15 protein-coding genes and 1 pseudogene are annotated in these 19,043 nt (G+C 58.1%); 5 read left to right on the top strand and 11 right to left on the bottom strand.

Translation table 11 applies throughout. From position 1 onward, the window contains the following. Positions 1-3 precede the first annotated feature (3 nt). Together ACVWY5_RS32915 and ACVWY5_RS32920 are read right to left on the bottom strand one after the other, a co-directional pair. Positions 4-1,428, bottom strand: a complete 1,425-nt coding sequence (locus tag ACVWY5_RS32915) for an MmgE/PrpD family protein (RefSeq protein ID WP_038381802.1) — start codon at positions 1,426-1,428, stop codon at positions 4-6. A 15-nt stretch (positions 1,429-1,443) separates the two neighbouring features. Further along, positions 1,444-3,009: a sodium:solute symporter family transporter gene (locus ACVWY5_RS32920; protein ID WP_321177050.1), complete on the bottom strand. Its 1,566-nt coding sequence runs from the start codon at positions 3,007-3,009 to the stop codon at positions 1,444-1,446. Positions 3,010-3,567: 558 nt separating this feature from the next. Between ACVWY5_RS32920 and ACVWY5_RS32925 the strand changes: the two genes are divergently transcribed. Beyond that, on the top strand, positions 3,568-4,263 hold the full coding sequence (locus ACVWY5_RS32925; RefSeq protein ID WP_080673071.1) for a glutathione S-transferase N-terminal domain-containing protein: 696 nt from the start codon (positions 3,568-3,570) through the stop codon (positions 4,261-4,263). Here ACVWY5_RS32925 and ACVWY5_RS32930 read toward each other — a convergent pair. From ACVWY5_RS32930 to acuR, 5 genes are all read right to left on the bottom strand, one after another. After that, on the bottom strand, positions 4,244-5,134 hold the full coding sequence (locus ACVWY5_RS32930) for a LysR family transcriptional regulator (RefSeq protein WP_028352325.1): 891 nt from the start codon (positions 5,132-5,134) through the stop codon (positions 4,244-4,246). The genes ACVWY5_RS32925 and ACVWY5_RS32930 overlap by 20 nt on opposite strands. A gap of 404 nt (positions 5,135-5,538) precedes the next feature. Next, positions 5,539-5,958, bottom strand: a complete 420-nt coding sequence (locus ACVWY5_RS32935; protein WP_063616646.1) for a hypothetical protein — start codon at positions 5,956-5,958, stop codon at positions 5,539-5,541. Positions 5,959-6,334: 376 nt separating this feature from the next. After that, positions 6,335-7,318, bottom strand: a complete 984-nt coding sequence (locus tag ACVWY5_RS32940; protein ID WP_028352326.1) for an MDR family oxidoreductase — start codon at positions 7,316-7,318, stop codon at positions 6,335-6,337. An 854-nt stretch (positions 7,319-8,172) separates the two neighbouring features. Next, complete coding sequence (locus ACVWY5_RS32945) at positions 8,173-10,080, bottom strand: propionyl-CoA synthetase (protein ID WP_028352327.1); 1,908 nt, start codon at positions 10,078-10,080, stop codon at positions 8,173-8,175. 198 nt (positions 10,081-10,278) lie between these two features. Next, positions 10,279-10,950 (bottom strand): acrylate utilization transcriptional regulator AcuR, encoded by a 672-nt coding sequence (acuR, locus tag ACVWY5_RS32950; protein WP_051383910.1) that lies wholly within the window; start codon positions 10,948-10,950, stop codon positions 10,279-10,281. A 189-nt stretch (positions 10,951-11,139) separates the two neighbouring features. Between acuR and ACVWY5_RS32955 the strand changes: the two are divergent. The 4 genes and pseudogenes from ACVWY5_RS32955 to ACVWY5_RS32970 all read left to right on the top strand — a co-directional run. Further along, positions 11,140-11,289 (top strand): annotated as a pseudogene (locus tag ACVWY5_RS32955) (ABC transporter ATP-binding protein); the annotation flags it as partial. Positions 11,290-11,320: 31 nt separating this feature from the next. Continuing rightward, positions 11,321-11,872, top strand: coding sequence for a LysR substrate-binding domain-containing protein (locus ACVWY5_RS32960; protein ID WP_321177052.1), 552 nt, complete (start codon positions 11,321-11,323; stop codon positions 11,870-11,872). A gap of 466 nt (positions 11,873-12,338) precedes the next feature. Beyond that, a complete protein-coding gene (locus ACVWY5_RS32965; RefSeq protein ID WP_028352328.1) occupies positions 12,339-12,989 on the top strand; it encodes a DsbA family oxidoreductase in 651 nt (216 codons plus the stop codon). Positions 12,990-13,195: 206 nt separating this feature from the next. After that, complete coding sequence (locus tag ACVWY5_RS32970) at positions 13,196-14,188, top strand: nitronate monooxygenase (RefSeq protein ID WP_051383912.1); 993 nt, start codon at positions 13,196-13,198, stop codon at positions 14,186-14,188. 79 nt (positions 14,189-14,267) lie between these two features. Here the strand turns inward: ACVWY5_RS32970 and ACVWY5_RS32975 are convergent, their stop codons facing one another. From ACVWY5_RS32975 to ACVWY5_RS32990, 4 genes are all read right to left on the bottom strand, one after another. Further along, positions 14,268-14,501 carry a LuxR C-terminal-related transcriptional regulator gene (locus ACVWY5_RS32975; RefSeq protein ID WP_028352329.1) on the bottom strand — a complete coding sequence of 78 codons (234 nt, stop codon included), beginning with the start codon at positions 14,499-14,501 and terminating at the stop codon, positions 14,268-14,270. Between the two features lie 294 nt (positions 14,502-14,795). Further along, entirely contained in the window at positions 14,796-15,683 is an 888-nt protein-coding gene (locus tag ACVWY5_RS32980; protein ID WP_321177053.1) for a hypothetical protein, read from the bottom strand. A gap of 493 nt (positions 15,684-16,176) precedes the next feature. Beyond that, the gene (locus tag ACVWY5_RS32985) at positions 16,177-18,471 is read right to left on the bottom strand and encodes a molybdopterin cofactor-binding domain-containing protein (protein ID WP_028352331.1); all 2,295 of its coding nucleotides are present in this window, start codon (positions 18,469-18,471) and stop codon (positions 16,177-16,179) included. Then, positions 18,468-18,959 (bottom strand): (2Fe-2S)-binding protein, encoded by a 492-nt coding sequence (locus ACVWY5_RS32990; protein WP_028352332.1) that lies wholly within the window; start codon positions 18,957-18,959, stop codon positions 18,468-18,470. Before ACVWY5_RS32990 ends, ACVWY5_RS32985 begins: the two co-directional genes overlap by 4 nt. Positions 18,960-19,043 lie beyond the last annotated feature (84 nt).

Genomic DNA, 19,043 nt, shown 5'->3' on the forward strand with positions numbered 1-19,043 from the left:
TCACTATTGGATTCCGGGGTGCCAAGCCGGGTGGATAGGCTTCGGACTAACCTTAACCAGAAGCCCCATCAAATCTGCCACCGACGCCTGATCCAGATTGGCGACCGTCTCGACGATGTTGTTGCGAAGTTCCGCATCCGCAAACTGCTCGCTGAGCCAATTGAACTTTTCCACGGTCCGTCCCCACGACATCGGATTCGCCAATCCGCCCTCGTAACCGAGTTGCTCCCGCTCAAGAATCTTTCCTTCGACGGTTCGGATCGATATCCTGGTGCAGAGATCGTGCGGATAGCGGGCCGTGAAGCTTGCGTCGGGTCGCACCTCGACCTTCTGTAACAACACCTGAGCGTCGCCGGCCCGGACGCGCTCTTGTTCGAGTTGATCGGGGCCGACTTCGTCGTCCAGCAGAGCTGCCGAAATCAGATATTTCAGGTTATAATCGGCCTGTTCCTTGGTTTGCGGCTGATCCTTCGAGCCGAAGGCGCCACCACCGGCGATGTCGTATCCCGTCTGAAAGATGTCACAGCGCACCGACTCGATACGGTCAGTCGAAAGTGCGTTGTCGCGCTTCAGCTTCAGTACCGCTTCGAGCACCGGTTGGCCGTGGATCAAGGAACAGTACTTCTTCATCACCGTCTGTTTGATGATCTCGAGGGATTCATCAGACCAGTCGACGTTAATTTCTTGATCGAACATACGTAGTAGTCCGTTTGGTCCTTCGAAAAGGCCCGACGGGCCGGTGAAACCGCGCTTGGCCAGGGACGCAGAGTACAACGCCCGCATGCCCGTCATTCCCGGCGAGAATCCCTTCCACTGAGACACCGGCTCAACGTGCACGCAAGTCAGTGAGATGTTGTCGACGGTGGCGATTGAAATTGCATGCGCGATCTCGTTTGCCGACAATCCCATCAGCTTACCGGCGCCCGCCGCGGACGAGATTGCAAGCTGAATAGCGTGATTGAACCCCTTGGCCATCACAGGGACAACAGCTGTAATTCTGCATTGAATTTCGTAGGCGACAGCCAGCGCAAGCATGAACTCTTCGCCCGACGCCTTCACGTGCTCGGCGGCCGCGAGAATTGCACCAAAATTGTCGCTCGGATGACACAGCCCGCCAGGTGACATATAGCTGTCGAGCAGATCGACGTATCGCACGAGGCCGGAATTGAACAACGCTGCCTGGTCAGGAGCTGTCTTACCGCCACCGATCAGTGAACAGTGTCCACCTGAGCGATACTCATTGAACTGATCACGCAACGCTGCGAACGGTGCCCCCGCAAGTGCGGAGATGGCACAACCCAAGCTGTCGAGAATGTTGCGTTTATAGAGCTGACGCACGTCGGGTGTTAGAGACTTAACTGACGCCCGAGAAGCAAAGGTTCCGATCGCATTGACCGTAGGCGTCGATACCGGGGTTTTGGTGAGCATATCTAATTTCCTTTCTTATTCCGCCAGGCTGGCAGACGGCTCGGTCGCGGTTACACGGCGATGGAGGTTGGATACGATCCAACACACGACGAACGTTGTCGGAACGGTAAACAGGGCCGGTGAGTCATAGGGGAAGAGCGCAGGCCCCATTCCCAAGACCTTTGTCCACACTGTTGGTCCAAGCGCCGTAAGAATGACGGAGGAAAGCAGGCCGAAGATCCCGCCAGCCAACGCTCCCCCGGTGGTCAAACCTCGCCAATAGATCGCTAGGATCAGCATCGGAAAGTTAGCGCTCGCCGCAATTGAGGTGGCTAGCGCAAGCATGTAAGCGACGTTCTGACCTTCAAAGGCAATCGCCAAAAGAACGGCGATCGCGCCAAGAGTTGCCGCAGTCAACCGGATGGTGGTGAGACGTGCCCGCTCGTCCAGTGCTCGCCCCCTAAGGCCAGAGATCAGATCGTTGGTCGCGGAGGAGGCACCCGCGATCAAGAGGCCACAAACCACCGCAAGAATAGTGGCAAACGCGACTGCGGAAACGAATCCCATCAAAGCATCTCCACCGACGACGTTCGCCAAGTGGATTGCTGCCATGTTCGTTCCCCCGCGTAGACCGCCCCCTTCAATGGCGTGCGCTGCGCCACTTCGCAGGATTGAAATGCTGCCGAATCCGATTGGGAGCAGCATGAGGAAAAACGCCCCGATAAGGCAGATTGCATAGAACACCGACACTTGGGCCGCGCGCTCATTCCGCACCGTCAGGAACCGCATCAGAATGTGAGGGAGCCCGGCAGTCCCGAACAAAATTCCTACTGCCAGTGACGTCGTCGCGAGGCCATCTTGAGCGAAACCACGCACAGTTGTGATGCGTGCGCCTCCTGGATGAACCTCGATAGCTTTTCTCAACAGCTCCGCGAAACTGAAGTCGAACTTCGAGAGGCAAAGGACTGCAATGGAGCCTCCACATACAAGCATCAAAATCGCCTTTATGATCTGCACCCAGGTCGCACCGCGCATGCCGCCAAAGGTTGCAAAGAGAATCATCGCGATCCCCGAAGCAAATACGGCTAAAGGATAGGAAGTGCCAAACAGGAGCGAAATAAGCTCACCGGCGCCAACCAGCTGGGCAACGAGATAGAAGCAGATGATTGTGAGAGAGCAGGCCGCGCAGAGCACACGGATGGGTCGCTCGCTCAGCCTATGGACCAGCACATCAGCAAGGGAATAACGCCCCAGCCGCCGCAGCGGCTCTGCCACAAGGAGCAATACGACAGGCCAGCTTGCGAGATACGTTGCAGCTAGGAAAAAGCCATCTAATCCAGCGGCGTAAATCGCTCCCGTAAGGCCAAGAAAGGCACCGGCCGACATGTAGTCACCGGCAATGGCGAAGCCATTCTGAACGGTCGTGATCGAGTTTCCAGCCGCAAGATATTCATCCGTTGACTGCGCGCGCCGCGCCGCCCAGACGCAGATCCCAAGCGTAACAATCAGAAACAGTCCGAAGAATATGGAGGTTGTTCCAGAAGAGCCAACAATGGGACCTGAGTTAGCCCACACGGACTGTGGAACAAGGAGCGCGTACACACCCGCGCCGGACAAGGTGAGAGCGGACGACCTTCGCATCACTAGGCGCTCCGCCGCGAGGAAACAAAGAACCCTGTGAGAGCCACGCAGCTGAGCATGCACGCGGTGATCGCCGCGATTGACGTCGTTGACGGCCCAACCAAACTGCCAGCGGTACTGCTCGCCTCCCGTGACAGCACGAACACTGCCGCGAACATAGTAAAATAGAGACCAACTACGAGCGCACAGAGCGCAAATCCAATTCTATCCTGAATAGCCTTCGACGATTGTTGTAGTTCGTCGGATGACATTCGTTCCTCCCCGTCTGAGTTCTCCCGTAGTTGCGAGGGTGGAGCGGCGATCAATCACCTTCAAATGATTTGAATCGAGACGGCCATCTGCTTTCTTGATTGCCTCGGGAGAATCCCCCTTGGCAAAGAACTCGAGGATCGTTGCAGAGCACTGATGCGACGATCGAACCTCCGCTGTCAGGCTCGAGCAATCTCCAGAAGAGATCGCTCCATCTGTAGTCTTCGCTACATGCGGAGAGGTGTCGCACTTATCTAAGGGTGTCGAACGATGGGCTGGCAGCGCCGGCTCGCAAATTCCTCGCATGATGAGGCTGCCGTGGAGCTCTACTGGTCTTCCCTCTGCCCTCATTCGCGGATGGTGCGGCTCTGCGCAATTGAAGCTGGGCTTGCGAAGGACATCAAGCTTGTTCGCGTGGAGCATGATCCGTTTTCCGGATTGCGCTCGCTCTTGGAAGAACTTGGCCCGCTATCGAGGGCGCCCGTTCTTCGACTAACGACACGCGATACGTTCTACGACAGTCGCGTAATTTGCGAGTGTCTCAATGAATTCGGCTCGGCTGATCTCATTCCGAGCGATGGCCCTCCAAGATGGCAGGTTCTACGGCGCCAAGCGATCGGTGTCGCGTTGATGGACATCGCACTCTCATGTCGGGCTGAAAGTCGCCTGGGGCCCGAATCGCAGCGTAATCTCTGGTTGGACGACCAACTTCGACGAGTGTGGATCGCCATAGACTATCTTGACGGATCGGAGCTTGTGTCGGATCGATTCGATATTGGGGACATCGCGATCTTTTCCGCTCTCGATTTCCTCGAGCTGGCGTTTCCCACGACGCCTTGGAAGCAGGGCCGGCCTCGGCTCACCAATTGGCGCGCCGAGCTTTCCGATCGTAGTAGCGTGCGCGAAACGGCCCACTTTCCGCTCGAACCAACGCTTCAGGTTGTACCTACTCGGCGGCCGTCATGATCAGCCCAGAGCTTGGCCTAACGGTCTGGAGGAACGCAGCGAGGGCACTTGAGACGTAACCATCGGTCCTGCGGATGAAGACCGTTTGGACTTCCGTGTCGTCAGGTTCGAGTTCATGTACTGCAACCAGCCCATCGCGCCAGGCAGCAGCAGCAACGCCTTTCGGAAGCAAGGTCACGCCAACCCCTGCCGCTACGCAACCAAGGATCGCGTCAATCGAGCTAAACTCCAGCGGCTGCGCTACAAGCACTCCCAACTTGGTAAGCAGGTGATCGAGACGTTTGCGGTAGGAACAACCGACACGGAATACAATCGTCTTAAGCTCCGGTACTGACGCCAGTTCAGCCAAACCGCGGATCGAGCGTGGCGTTACGAGGACGAGCTCCTCGCGGAAGGTCTCTTCCGCGATAAGGTCTGGATGCTCAACTGGGCCGGCAACGAACGCCCCTTCCAAGCGACACTCAACGACGTCAGACACAAGGCTGCAGGTAGTCCCTGTCGTGACTACCGGGCGAACCTTTGGATACTTCTTTGCGAAGCTCGCTAGCAAACCGGGTAATCGCAATGCGGCTGTTGTTTCGAGTGTCCCAATTTCCAATGGCCCGCTAGGTATTCCATCGTCCTTTGCGGCTGATTTCGCGTCCGCGATCAACTTGGCGATACGTCCCGCAAAGGGAAGCATTCGACGGCCGGCAGGGGTGAGCTTTACACCGCGAGCAGTGCGCTGAAAGACAAGTGTCCCGAGCTCAACCTCCAGTGCCCTGATACGCGCCGTCACATTCGACTGGACCGTGTTTAACTCGAGGGCAGCCCGGTTCATGCTACCGTGGCGGGCTACTGTCTCGAATACCTTCAGATCCGTTGCGTCCATGGCGTTACCCCTGTCGTAGGCATTGTGGCCAGGCCTGAATTGCACAGCAGTCCTAGCTATCATTATGAATGGTGGCCCCGCCGCGGCTAATGGAAACCTCAGATATCAATATCACAAAAAATGATAGCTAAAACGCCTAACCGGCCCGCGGGCGCGGATGGACCTTCAGCTGATTTCAGCTCGCGGGCCATAAATCAGCTACAGTAGCGATAAAGACCATCTCCCAATGACGAATTGCCAAACGGCGGTCACGTGGTCGCCTTAGGGGCGCGCGCTCATTTTGGCTGTGCCGGGTGAGATGTCTCGCTTTAGCGGGCGTCCTAAGATGCTGCGAGCAATCACGCATCTCCACAGCGCGCTTGCAGTCGAGGAGTTGTAGTGACCGAAAGGAAGGGCCGCGTGCTTCACGCCAAACGCCGATTGAATCGATCTTTTCCGTGGCGACGGCGCGGCTTCTGGCGACGGCTTCGAGGAGGATCAAGCGATCTTGTCGCCTCTCCCACCGGTTGCGCCACGGCCTCGCTTGCCGGTAGCTCAGTGGCGGCTGATCGAAGCAGCTTTCCTTGAGCGGCGACGGCGATTTCGAGCGCAGACAGAAATTGCTGCCCCTCTTCCGTGATTTCCCAGCCGTGAGCATCGCGAAGCACATACTTGGCCAAGAAGATATTCAAGTCAGGCACGTGTTCGGCCAACCGCTTCATGCGATCGGTCCAGTCTTTGCCACTGTTCATCAGGATTTCAACCGCTCGCCGCATCTCGGCAATAGAAGCCCGTCCGGCGGGCTGGCCGGCCAGCACTTTCAGGACGGTCAGCTGGAAGGACACTCCCAAGGCTCCGGGGCGCTCAATTGTGCAGTTTCCAGCACATTGGACCAGCCACAAGCGCACAACGTCAACAACATGGCGGGGTTAACCTCAACTATGTTGGCTAACGCGGAGGCTGAAGGTTTAGCTTACCTCGTCGCGCAGCTGGCATTTAGAGCCATCCGCTGCGCAGCCCGAAGTCAATCATCAACCTCTCAAGCTCAGCCTTCGCTGCTTCGGCTTGAGCCTCGGCAGCGACTGCACGCGAAAGGATCTCGGCAGGATCCCGCTGATCCTCGTCTTTAGCTGCCAGCCAGCGTTGTGGCTGCAGGTCGGCGCCGTGCTCAAGTACCTTCCCAGTTGCAACGTTTCCAGCCCGGTAGGACTCCTGCTCGGGCTAGAGCCTGACGACGGTTCGGCCCCTCACCTGCCCCGCAAGGATCGCCTCCGCAAGAGACGGCAAGTCGCTAAGCTGAACTTCTTGCGTCACATGCGCAAAGTCCTCCTCTGTCAAGAGATCTGCGATCCTCCCCCAAGCTTCTACTCGGCGGGCGGCCGGCAAGTTAACGGAATCGACGCCCAGCAGAGCGACGTTGCGCAAGATGAACGGGAAGACCGACGATGGAAGTTCACTGCCGCCAGCCAGACCACACGCCGCTACTGCACCGCCATAAGCGGTGGAAGCTAGGACGTTGGCGAGGAGCGTCCCGCCGACCGTATCCACCGCCCCTTGCCAAGTCTCGCTTTGCAGCGGTTTACCCGGCTGTTGGTAAGCCTCGCGCGCCACGATGGCAGTAGCGCCAAGGGATTTCAGGAACGCCTCCTCGGAGGCGCGCCCGGTAAGGGCGTGTACGCGATAGCCTAGTCGAGAGAGCAAACGTACTGCGACACTACCGACGCCTCCGGCCGCCCCCGTTACCAGAACATCGCCCTCGTCATTGATTCCATACCTTTCCAGGGCGATGACGCACAGCATGGCGGTTAGTCCCGCAGTGCCGACCGACATTGCTGTGCGCGTCGATAGGCCCTTTGGCAGCTTGACCAGCCACTCACTCTTCACGCGGGCGCGCTGAGAGAACCCACCCGACCAGCTCTCCCCTACGCCCCAACCGGTGAGAACTACTTTATCGCCAGGCTGGAATAAAGGGCTGGCGCTGGCGCGGACCGTACCAGCGAAATCAACTCCGGGCACAATCGGAAATGTACGCAGAATGCGGCTCAGTCCCTTCAGCGCAAGTCCATCCTTGTAGTTGAAGGATGAAAACTCCACGTCGACGGTCACGTCTGCCTCGGGAAGCTCCCGCTCGGTCAGGTCTTCAATGGCAATTACCTGCCCGTTATCAATCTTTCTCGCTACGAGGGCTCGGAACGTGTTGCTCACCTGCTAACTCCAGTCTTGATGGACGTGTGAAAATGCGTAAGCGACCTACGCCAACGACCACCAGCCGCACGCGCTTTTTTGCTGTTGGTCGCCGCTATAGCGAACGAACTCGGTCGGCATCGCTGGTGCGCGATCCGAATTTGAGCTCTCGCGATCGTTAGAGCCCGCCACAAAATCGCAATAGCATTCGCGGCACGCGTTCCAGTGAGGCAACAGTCATACCGCACGAAGACAGTGCCTGCCGAGAAAGCGATAATCATCATCCTATCTCCGACAATTCAGCGTGACTTTGGGAAACGAGCCCAATCTCAGTGGTCATAAAAGGATCCGCCAATCTTCAACACCCATGGCGCATCACCTAGAGAAGGTCGCCCGGATAATAGACCGATCGTCTCCGAAATGCAATCAGCCTTGGAGCGCTCGGCCGAGTTCGTGGCGCCGGCAATCCACGGCCCGAGCAAATTCCGAACTCTCAAGCTAGCTTTATGATCCTCGCGTCATCAACAGCACGAGCGAATTGAACCCTGGGCGAGCTATCGCACGCTCCCGGCGTTCATAGCGGCACCATCGGCTTTGAGTCGCATGGGTCCATGTTCGGCTTGCTCGTCACCGCCATCGAGATTCTGGACCAGATCCAGCCAATTATGATTCCGATCTCGATCCCGTCGCCCCTTAGCTACGTCTCCAGCCGCCGAAGATCATAGCTCCATCCCTGGACCGGCGAAAAAAGTCCATGCGAACGGCGATGGGCACGACGCTCAGATCCCGCCTCACCGTCTTTTCCATCGGGCATTGCCGGAGATGCTGGGTGGTGCCCCATGTGCGTCGCCCACCAGTTGTTCCTGATCTTGGACTCAAATTCCGATTCCGCGAGCTCCCAATGTCTCGGCGATCTCGTCGAAGACAGTTGGATCGTCGACGGTGGCTGGCACTTTCCAAGCTTCCTTATCGGCGATTTTCTGCATAGTACCGCGTAGCACCTTGCCGGACCGGGTCTTTGGCAGACGCTTAATTGTCAAAACCGTTCTCAATGCCGCAACTGCACCGATGCGATCACGCACCATCTGAACGACCTCGTTTTCAATCGTCGTCTGATCGCGCGACGCGGTCGCATTCAGCACGACGAATCCAAGCGGAGTCTGTCCTTTCATGGCATCAGCGACGCCTATCACCGCACATTCCGCAACGTCCGGATGCTCGGCAAGTATCTCCTCCATTGCTCCCGTCGATAACCGATGCCCAGCGACGTTGATGATGTCATCCGTACGAGCCATGACAAACACGTAGCCGTCCTCATCGAGAAGTCCCGCGTCGGCCGTCTTGTAGTAGCCAGGGAATTCATCAAGGTAAGCTTGTCGAAATCGTTCATCGGCTTCCCAAAGCGTCAGAAGGCAGCCAGGCGGCAGGGGTAGCTCCAAGGCAACATTGCCAAGAGTCCCGTCAGGGACCTCGTGGCCTGCATCGTCGAGGATCTGGATCTTGTACCCTGGCATCGGGACCCCGGGCGAGCCGTACTTGATTGGAAGAATGCCGAGGCCCAAGGGATTGTGTGTGACCGGAGCGCCCGTCTCGGTCTGCCACCAGTTGTCGATGACGGGTACCCCCAACTGCTGCTCCGCCCATTTAATTGTTGGAGGGTCGGCGCGCTCACCTGCCAGGTAAAGCGCTCTGAGCGTCGAGAGATCATATTTCCGGATGAGCTCACCGGAGGGATCCTGCCCCCTGATAGCACGAAACGCTGTCGGCGCAGTGAACAGCCCTACCACGCGATGCTCAGCGATCACACGCCAGAATGTCCCCGCGTCGGGCGTCCCCACGGGCTTTCCCTCAAACAGGACCGTCGTACAACCATGTAGGAGAGGCGCATACACGATGTATGAATGGCCCACCACCCAGCCAACATCCGACGCCGCCCAAAACACCTCACCCGGTTTGACGCCAAATTCGTTGCGCATTGACCAGTTCAGCATGACCATATGGCCGCCGTTGTCCCTGACGACGCCCTTTGGCTGGCCGGTCGTCCCCGATGTGTAGAGAACGTAAAGTGGGTCCGACGATGCGACGGGGACGCACTCAATATCGGAACGTGCTGCTTTTTCGTACGCCACAGCGTCGACATAATCTATGTCGCGATCAGCAATGAGACTACAAGTCAACTGCTCTCGTTGCACGATAATGCAGTGTGACGGCTTGTGGCTGGCAAGCTCGATTGCGTCATCCAGCAGCGGCTTATAGGCAATCGCGCGGTTGGGCTCGAGGCCACAGGATGCCGAGACGATCACTCGTGGCTGCGCATCGTCGATTCGTGTCGCAAGTTCACGCGCAGCAAAGCCGCCGAAGACAACAGAATGAATTGCGCCCAGCCGTGCACAGGCGAGCATCCCGAAGACAGCCTCAGCGATCATTGGCATGTAAATGATGACCCGGTCGCCCTTGCCGACACCGTAACGTCTCAGCACGGCTGCGAGCGCCGTCACTTCATCCTTCAGCTTCGCATAAGTAAATTTCTGCACGGTGCCGGTCATGGCACTGTCGTAGATGAGAGCGACTTGGTCGCCGCGCCCGGCGGCGACATGCCGATCCACGGCATTGTAGCAGGTATTGCATACCGCATCCGGGAACCAATGGCCGTAAGTGCCAGCGCTAGGGTCGAAGACTTTCTTGGGTGGCGTAAACCAGTCAATGCCACGCGCTGCCTCAGCCCAGAAAGAGTCGGCATCTAGTTTCCAGTTGGCATAGAGCTCATGATAAACTGACGCCACGCTCGTCCTCCAAAACTCTTTACTGACCGTATTGGTGAGGGCAACTGACAGCACCGGCATGCGATAGTGACCGCAGAAGCGCCCTACGCCTCAGCGTCCAATACCGAGTACTATCGACCGGATTTGCAGCCTCGCTCGAGGCGAGAGTGGCATCAAGCCACCGAGTAACGCCTCGCTCGCCACCATAGTTCGCGAGCGCTAAGCACTCGTCCAATGATCGTTACCGTCCCAATTCTTCCGGCCAACCATCTTCATGAAGCCATCAACGAACTTGTCCAACGGGACGGCGTTTCGCTCCAACTTCGCCCGCAAAATCGCGCCTTCCCATCCGATCCAAAAAAACTCAGCCATCTGCCTGCAATCGACATGCTGGGAGATCTCGCCGAGCATGCGGGCTTCGTCAAAGCACTCTGATGTCTTCTTCTGCCAGAGCTCAAACACATCTATAAGTCGCTGCCGAAACGAGCCGGGGAGGGATGCCATTTCTTGGCCGAGATTCCCGATCAGGCAGCCGCGGCGAAAATCGTATTTCGCCATACCGTCTCGAGCGAACCTGATGAAATTGTCGAACCTCTGCATCGGAGGGAGGCCGCGTTCCTTGAGGGATTTGTCGAGCCGCGAAACGAAGAATCTATTGTATTCATCGATTAGCGCTAATCCGAACGTCTCCTTGCTACCAAAGTAATGATAGAAAGAGCCCTTTGGGATGCTGGCTGATTTCAAAATCTCGTCGAGACCGACAGCAGAGAAACCAAACTCGCACAACTTCGCAACGCCGGCCTTCAACAGCAAAGCCTTCGACTCGTTGGTGATACTTTCGCTCTTCGGCGGACGTCCTGGACGGCGCTTGATGTGTACGACTGAACCCATAATAAATAATAGACCGATCGTCTCGATTCAGCAATAGCAATTCTGGCCGGCTGGAGGCCGTCTCGCTCCCAGCTCACCGAATGATCGAACTTGCGGTCTGCGGGCTCACGGACGGCCAGTCAAACGTCACTTGGTCGCCTTAGCTTCGGCTGCCTCGCGGCGGCGACTTATGCACGATGGGCCACCACGCGACCGAGGATCCCTTACGTTCCCCAGGGTCGCGAGATCATTCCCCAGTTTACGATCCGGGAGAACATCCTGATGGGTACTCATGCGCGTGAGGACGGGAAACGCGAGATCCCGGACGTTGTGGGTAATCTCTTTCCGTATCTTTTGGCTAGGCGCCTCCGACGATTTCGCGACGTACTCCTTGCCTGAGGTCTTGGCGCGCTTCCGCCGCATTCATCCCAATGTCCGCCTGACGGTTGAGGTCGGTCTTAGCCGGAATCTCTATGACAAGTTGGCGAGCGGAGAGTTGGATTTGGTCTTGGGTAAACGTCGAATTGGCGACCCCGAAGGTGAACTCGTCTCCCGCGAAAAACTGAGTTGGGTTGCATCCCCGGATTATGACTTCGATGCATCTTCTCCGTTGGCTCTTGCTGTCTATCTGAAGCCATGTCTGTACCGGTCCACCGTTATTGAAATTCTTCAGGACGCAGAGCGTCCTTGGAGCATTGTCTACACATGCCCCAGCTTGTCGGGAATCCGTGCGGCTGCTATCGCCGGAATAGCAATGACGCCTTTGGCCGAAAAATACCTGACACCTGATCTCTGCGTGGTAGCGCCGCGTGAAGATCTTCCGGCGTTGCCGGATATGGAGTTCGTGCTTTATCGCAATAGCGCCACCGAGACTTCGGCCACGCGCGAGTTGGGCAACCTGCTCCTAAAGGTCAGGCCGCTCGGCATCGCTCCGTGGCACTAAGGCGAGAACAACCCCCCGCTTGAAACGCCGGCGAACCCGCCTGGTCAGGCTTCACTATTGCAGGCTTGCCGAACGTTGGTGCGTCCGTCCCAAGCCATGCGCCACCAGCATTCGGTGAAAAGCGGCGTCCGATATCGCCGCAGATTGTAATCCTCAGAAGCCCGAGTGGTTCGCTCCTGCCGATCGCTCGCGAATGAGAGAACAGAGATGGACGCCTCGCCGGAACGCAAGCGTGACGATCCGCTCGTTAGAATTGGTGGCTGTCGACGGTAGGTCTGATGCATCACCTAGCGGGGTGACATACTCTTATCTGCGTCAAGCTGGCCGACAGTGCGGTCGCGAGCCGCACGATTGTCCCGATTTACGAAAGAGTGCCTTCCTGACGGCGGCTGTTCAAGTCGCCCCAACTCCCGCATAGGTTCAGCGCACGCTTGGCGTTACCAAGCGAGTAGCGAGCAGCCTTTCCATGACAAAAACGGTCAAAATCGACTTCATATCTGATGTGTCATGCCCCTGGTGCGTCATTGGGTTGGGAAACCTGGATGCTGCACTGAAGCGCTTCGAAGGGCGATTGACGGCCGACATCCGTTTTCAGCCCTTCGAACTCAATCCGGGTATCCCGCGGGAGGGTGAGAGCCGCTTCGACAACGTGGCACGCAAATACGGCGTCGGGCGCGAGCAGGCGATCGTGAACCGTGAGCGTCTGCGCGCCCTGGCCGCGCAAGTGGGCTTCGACATGGTGACCACCGATGAAAGCCGGTTCTACAACACGTTTGACGCACACCGCCTTCTGCACTGGGCCCGGATCGAAGGCCGACAAGAAGAGCTGAAGCGCGCGCTGCTCGCCGCCTACCATACCAACATGCAGAATCCCGGTGACCACCGCGTTCTAGTAGCCGCTGCTGAATCTGTTGGCCTTGATGGCGCCACTGCGAGCGATATGCTCACCTCTGGGCACTTCGCTGACGAGGTGCGCGAGGCCGAAGAGAAATGGCAGAGAGCGGGGATAAGCGGCGTTCCGGCCGTGGTGCTCAACGATCGCTACCTGATCACAGGAGCCCAGCCGCCGGAGGCTTTCGAGCAGGCCATCCGCAGGGCCGCGTCCGAAGTCGCCTGACCGTGCGGCGCTGGCCATGGCCCGGCCAATGCCACAGAATATGATCCGGCCTGCAATATTGGGCCGACTCATATCGGATGATCTTATCTGCCGAGCTCGTGTGAAAGCCACAGACGAGCGAGGCACTTGGACAGCTCTTCTCGCGTCGACCCGTGACGCCTGAAAAGGTTGGCTTCCAATCAGCTACGGAACGGAAGGAAACAATAATGCCGATAATCGAGACAGCCCTAACAAGGTTGCTGCAGATCAAGCATCCGATCCTGCTCGCCCCAATGGGCTCCGCATCCGGAGGTAGGCTCGCGGCTGCCGTAACACACGCCGGCGGGTTGGGGATTATCGGGTCTGGATATGCTGACAGCGTGGCCATCAAGAAGGAACTCACCGCGACCGGCAATGCGCGCGTCGGTATCGGTCTCGTCACGTGGGCGCTCGATGAGAGGCCGGAGGCACTCGATACGGCCTTGGCGGCACATCCGCCAGTACTCATGCTGTCATTCGGAAGTCCCGTGCCCTTTGCCGACGCTATCAAGCGAGCCGGCTGTCTATTGATGTGTCAGGTCCAGACGCTGGCTCAGGCCAAGGAAGCTGCGTCATGTGGGGCTGACATTATCATTGCTCAAGGCCGCGATGCCGGCGGCCACGCCGGCATGACGCGAGGAACGATGGGACTGGTTCCAGCGGTTGTGGACGCAGTCGGCCCGATCCCTGTTGTCGCCGCCGGCGGGATTTCAGATGGCCGCGGACTTGCTGCCGTCTTAGCTCTGGGCGCCGCTGGAGTACTGATGGGCACGCGCTTTGCGGCGTCAGAAGAGTCACTCTGGAACGGCGCCATGAAGGACCGGCTGATCGCGGCCTCCGGAGATGAGACGGAGCAGACCAGGATATTCGATATCGTGCGCGGCGCCGCCTGGCCTCAACAGTATCCCAGTCGCGCCGTTAAGAACGCGTTCCTAGACAAGTGGCAACGACGGGAAGAGGAACTCCACTTGGTGCGGCACGAGGAAGAACAGATCTATGTGAATGCTGCACCAGATGATTTCTCTATCCGTCCCGTGTGGGCTGGCGAGGGCGCTGACTTGGTGCGCGATCGATTGCCGGCCGGCGACATCGTCGAGCACATCATCGCGCAAGCAATCGAGGTCCTACAGCGTGGCGCAACCATTGTGAGAGCCAGCAACGCGCAACGTTACGACACGTGACGAACGCTCGTGGATGAGCTGCACCCTTGGCAGTCAAGGCCGACAATTCTCACTATCGAAACTGCGGGCTGGACGCTGGTCATGTGTCGTTCTCAATTGCAGACCATCGGCGAGTTGCGACTATCCGACTTGAGCAGCCAAACTTCCGGAAGATGTTCCCAATGTGGGTTCGCACAGTGCTTGTACTTAGCTGAAGCGCATGTTCGATCTCCTTGTTGCTCGCGCCGCGGCTGATGAGGCGCATAACCTCAGTCTCGCGGATGGTGAGGGGAATATCGCTTCCTGCGTCGTCAGCGATTTTGCTCGAGTTCATTTATTTGCTCGCTTCGTTATCGTTTGTGGGCTTCTTGCCACTGGCCGAGGTGTCGGTAGGGACCAAGTGAACGCCGACTGAGCTCAATGCAGTCGACCACGCCGGCGCTGCTCGCAATCTGCGACCGATTGATTGACCCTGGATGTCGCCGCCATCTCCGTTTGGTCATCATCCCGCGCCCTGAGCTAGTTGGTCCGGTAATCGGGAGCTGGCTAGCTGGGCCGCTATGAACGCCGGCGCCCTAACTGCGCTCGCTTTTGAGCACTAGCGAGACCGCGGCAAGAGCATCCGGAACTACAAGATTGCTTCCGCCGCTTCTTTTGGCTGGGCGCCACCCAAGCGATCGAGGAGAGAATCGGCGAGATGCTCCGCACATTTCGGACGCATCCCGAAGAACAGACGCGGCTCAATCGCCTCGCACTCAGTCAATAATGGCCCTTGTTTTGACGCCACGAGGTCGATACGGGCAAAGTTAGTGGCACACGGAAGGGTACTAAGGACTCGAATCGCCACGGATTTCTCTTCCTCGCTCGCCTCGTGAGGCAGAGCCATCGGCGTCTCAGATCCCGGCGTCATCGGCCCGCGCAACACGGCATGGCTATAAGAACCTTCAATGTAGATCAACGATCGCTCGCCCTTTGTCGCGATCTCTTCCATGAATGGCTGAACCACCGCGCCGCCATAGGCATCCATCGCCTCGATGTGCAATTGCGCTGCGTATTGATCGGCTGGGTACGAAAATCGACCTACCTTGAAGGACCCGAGCGATACTGCCGGCTTTACGATCACATCCGACCAGCCCATATGCTCGCATACTCGTTTAAAATTAATGACTTCTGACGCAGCCGCAATGCAGGTCGGCACAATTGGGATTCCTAGCGATGAAAGATGGAGCAAGTATCTTTTGTCTGTCAGAAACCTAATTGTCTTCGGGCAGTTCATGACGACCGTCTGACGACCTACCCGCTCAAGCCACAAGTGAAACTCATCAACGTTGTGATGGTAATCCCAAGTCGAGCGGATAACTACACCATCGAACATGTGCCATTCGACGCTTGGGTCGTCCCAAATCACAGCCCGGCATTGATGCCCGCGCTCCTCGAGGGATCGCGCAAGTATACTGTCGTCGTCGACACCTGCAGGTGTAATACTCGATGTAACAAGTGCGAATGCCTTCGACACCTCTCCGCCCCCTTTGCGTCTCTCCCAAACAACTCCTCCTTTTATGAACGCTAGCCGACAATTGTTGGGGAGCCGCGTGAGATGCTACATTTGGGCCGACGGATGTCATCTCGGTCAAATAACCGACCCTAAGCGGCGGCCACGATCTGGGTAATCGTCCCCTGTCGGCGACTGATTGATCCACCGGCTAAACCTGCATCCAGAGCGCTTGTCAGTCTGACACCTGATCATCCGGTTCGGGGTACGTCACACGCGGCTTCGCGGCGCTGTTGCGCCGTGCCTGGACTAGTGTGTGACTATCGGCCCTTATGACGACGCAGTCTATCGACTGCACCCGCAGGCGCAGCAATCATCGTTTCGTAGATCAGGCGGAGGACTTTCCACACCGGCCATGGCACGGCGCCTGAAGAGCATAGCGTCGCTAGGGGCGCCCAAACGGCCAGCCAACGCTTTGACCGGCCGCATGAGCTTCGCAGTCGTTCGATTCAGATATCTAACTCTTCATCGCTGCTTTTACCGCCTCGGGCGTGATTGGCAGCGAGCGTACCCGTGCGCCGACCGCGCTAAAAATCGCATTCCCGACTGCGGGAGCGACGACGGTCGTGGCCGGTTCGCCAACGCCCGTCGGCTTGCCGCCATTGGCGATGATGTTGACCGCGACCTCCGGCAGCTGGCTCATGCGCAGGGGCGTATAAGTGTCAAAGTTAGTCTGCTCAAAGCCGCCGTCTTTGAGCGTCGCCTTCTCGTACAGCGCCAGCGACAGTCCCCAGAGGGCAGCCCCTTCCACTTGAGCCTTGATATTATCGGGGTGGACCGCTGTACTAACGTCCGTGGCGACAGTGAGCTTCTTCACCTTAACATCACCGCTTGGCGCAACCGCAACATGGGCCACACAAGCGGTCCAACTCGCGGTGGCCCGCTCTTGCGAGGATACGCAAGCGACGCCCATACCCTCACCCTTTGGAAGCGAGAGCGAGCCGTAACCCGCAATACCCATGGCAGCCAGCAGGGCGTTCCGAAGGCGCTGAGCACCGCCGCTGTTTTCACCTTGCCCATCGAGCATGGCGATACGGAATTGAGCCGGATCTTTGCCGGCCGCGAACGCAAGCTCGTCGATCATGCTTTCCACTGCCCAGAACGTCCAGCCCGGCGCAACCGACCGAAGTTGGCCCGATGGCGTGGCGCCCTGCGCCAATTCATTAAGAATGGTCCGGACCGTGTGGTTGGGCACTGTATAGAAGTGATCCGCGCCACTGATGGCGAAGCCGTCGAGCGCCCCTTTCTTATCGACTGAAGGCGTGAGGAAACCAGGAATTCCCCAACGCTTCGTCGGCCACGCACTGACCACGTCGTGGCTTATTGCGATCAGATTGCCGTCCTTGTCGAGACCACCCTTGATCGGCTGGTAAGTGAGGGGCCGCGAAAAATCCATCGCCATGTCGTCTTCACGCGAATAGATCACCTTTACCGGCTTGCCCACCGCTTTGGCGGCAAGAATCGCCGGAATCACCATGTCGGAGTCGAGCCTGCGCCCGAAGCCGCCGCCGAGCCACGCCTGGTGCATCACTACATATTTCGGATCGACGCCTGCCGCCGCAGCTGCGATCGCGCCTGTTCGTGTGACGAACTGATTTCCCGTGTAGACATGCCAAATGTCGCCCTGCAGATGCGCGGTGGCGTTCATCGGCTCGAGCGGTGCATGGATGTTGATATTGGTGCTGTATTCCGCCTCGATGACTTTGGCGGCGGAGCCAAGCGCGGCCGCTGCATCGCCCTTCTTCACGAACAACAGGCCGGTGTCTTCACGGGCGTGAAGCCGCTTGGCTTCTGCGAGCAGCGTCTCACTCGATACATTCGCGTACGGCCCCTTGTCCCACTCAACCTTCAGAAGCTCGGCCGCCTTCCGCGCGGCAGCATAGGTCGCGGCGACAACAACCACCCATCCCGACGTCGTCTCGGTCTTGTCGTCCAACACGACCGCTCGGACGAAGCCGGGGATCTTGCGCGCAGCGGTGTCATCTACCGATTTCACCTTCGCGCCGTAGCGCACCGGCGGCAGCACGAGTTTGCCATAGACCATGCCTGGCAGGAACGTATCGATGCCATATTTGGCGGTGCCGTTCGTCTTTGAGGGAATGTCGAGCTGCGGAACAGATACGCCAATCAGCTGATACTGATCCGAAGTCTTCAGTGCGATCGCCTTGAGTTGCTCGGGCGTAAAGCTCCGCAGCGGCTTGCCGCTCTTGACCACATCGGCGAAGGAGATCTGTCTGCCGGACTTGGCATGCTTGATCGTCGATTCTTGCACGATCAATTCGTCGACCCGGACGCCCATGATAGCAGCAGCGGCCTCAGTCAATGCGATCCTTCCAGCGGCGCCGGCCCGGCTCATGGCGTCGAAGTTCATGAGGGTGCTCCAGCTACCACCGGTAATCTGAGCACCAAGCACAGGATCGTTGAATTTCGGATCGTTGGACGCAAGCTGCAGCCGCACATCCTTCCAGGCCGCACCAAGTTCCTCGGCAATCATCTGCGCCATTGCAGACGCGATGTGCTGCCCCATGTCGGCCTTGCCGGACGTTACGGTAATGAGTCCGTCTGATCCGATAGAGTACCAGACGCTGGGCTCGAAGCCGGATGGTACCGCGGGAGCGGCAATCGCTTCAGCTCCCGGAATAGCTGCGTAACCGAAAGCGAGGCCGACCGTCCCTGCTCCAATCAAGAAGGCGCGACGGCTAAGATCGAGCTGCGGCTCCACGACGGGGGCAGACCGAATATGCTGGTTCATGTGTTCCTCCGATCGTTGCCAACGGCGCTAGCGGTCCGCATCTCGGATGCCGCGTGCATGATCGCCCTCTGAATGCGGGAATAAGTCATGCAGCGACACAAATTGCCGTCCATATGCGCCACAATCTCTTCTCGGGTCGGATTAGTGTTTTTGGCAAGCAGTGCGGCGGCCTGCATGATTTGCCCGGACTGGCAGTAGCCGCACTGAGGTACTTGTTCAGTGATCCATGCTTTCTGAAGTGGATGATCACCCTTGGCGCTGAGCCCTTCGATGGTTGTGATCTTCTTGCCAGCTAACTCGGCGAGCTCCATCTGGCACGAGCGACGCGCTTCGCCGTTGATATGAACGGTGCACGCTCCGCAAAGCCCCGCCCCGCATCCAAACTTCGTACCCGACATCTGCAACTGCTCGCGGATGATCCAAAGCAAGGGCGTATTGCTTGGCGCATCAACGTGAACGTTCTTTCCATTGATGTTTAGTGTGGCCATACCAATGCCTTTCCGTTTTGCCCGCTATTGCTCCTTCTACGGGCCGCGTAGCGTTTTGAGCTGCCAGCAGACTGCCCAACCTAA

This window comes from Bradyrhizobium sp. USDA 3256 (assembly GCF_054058275.1).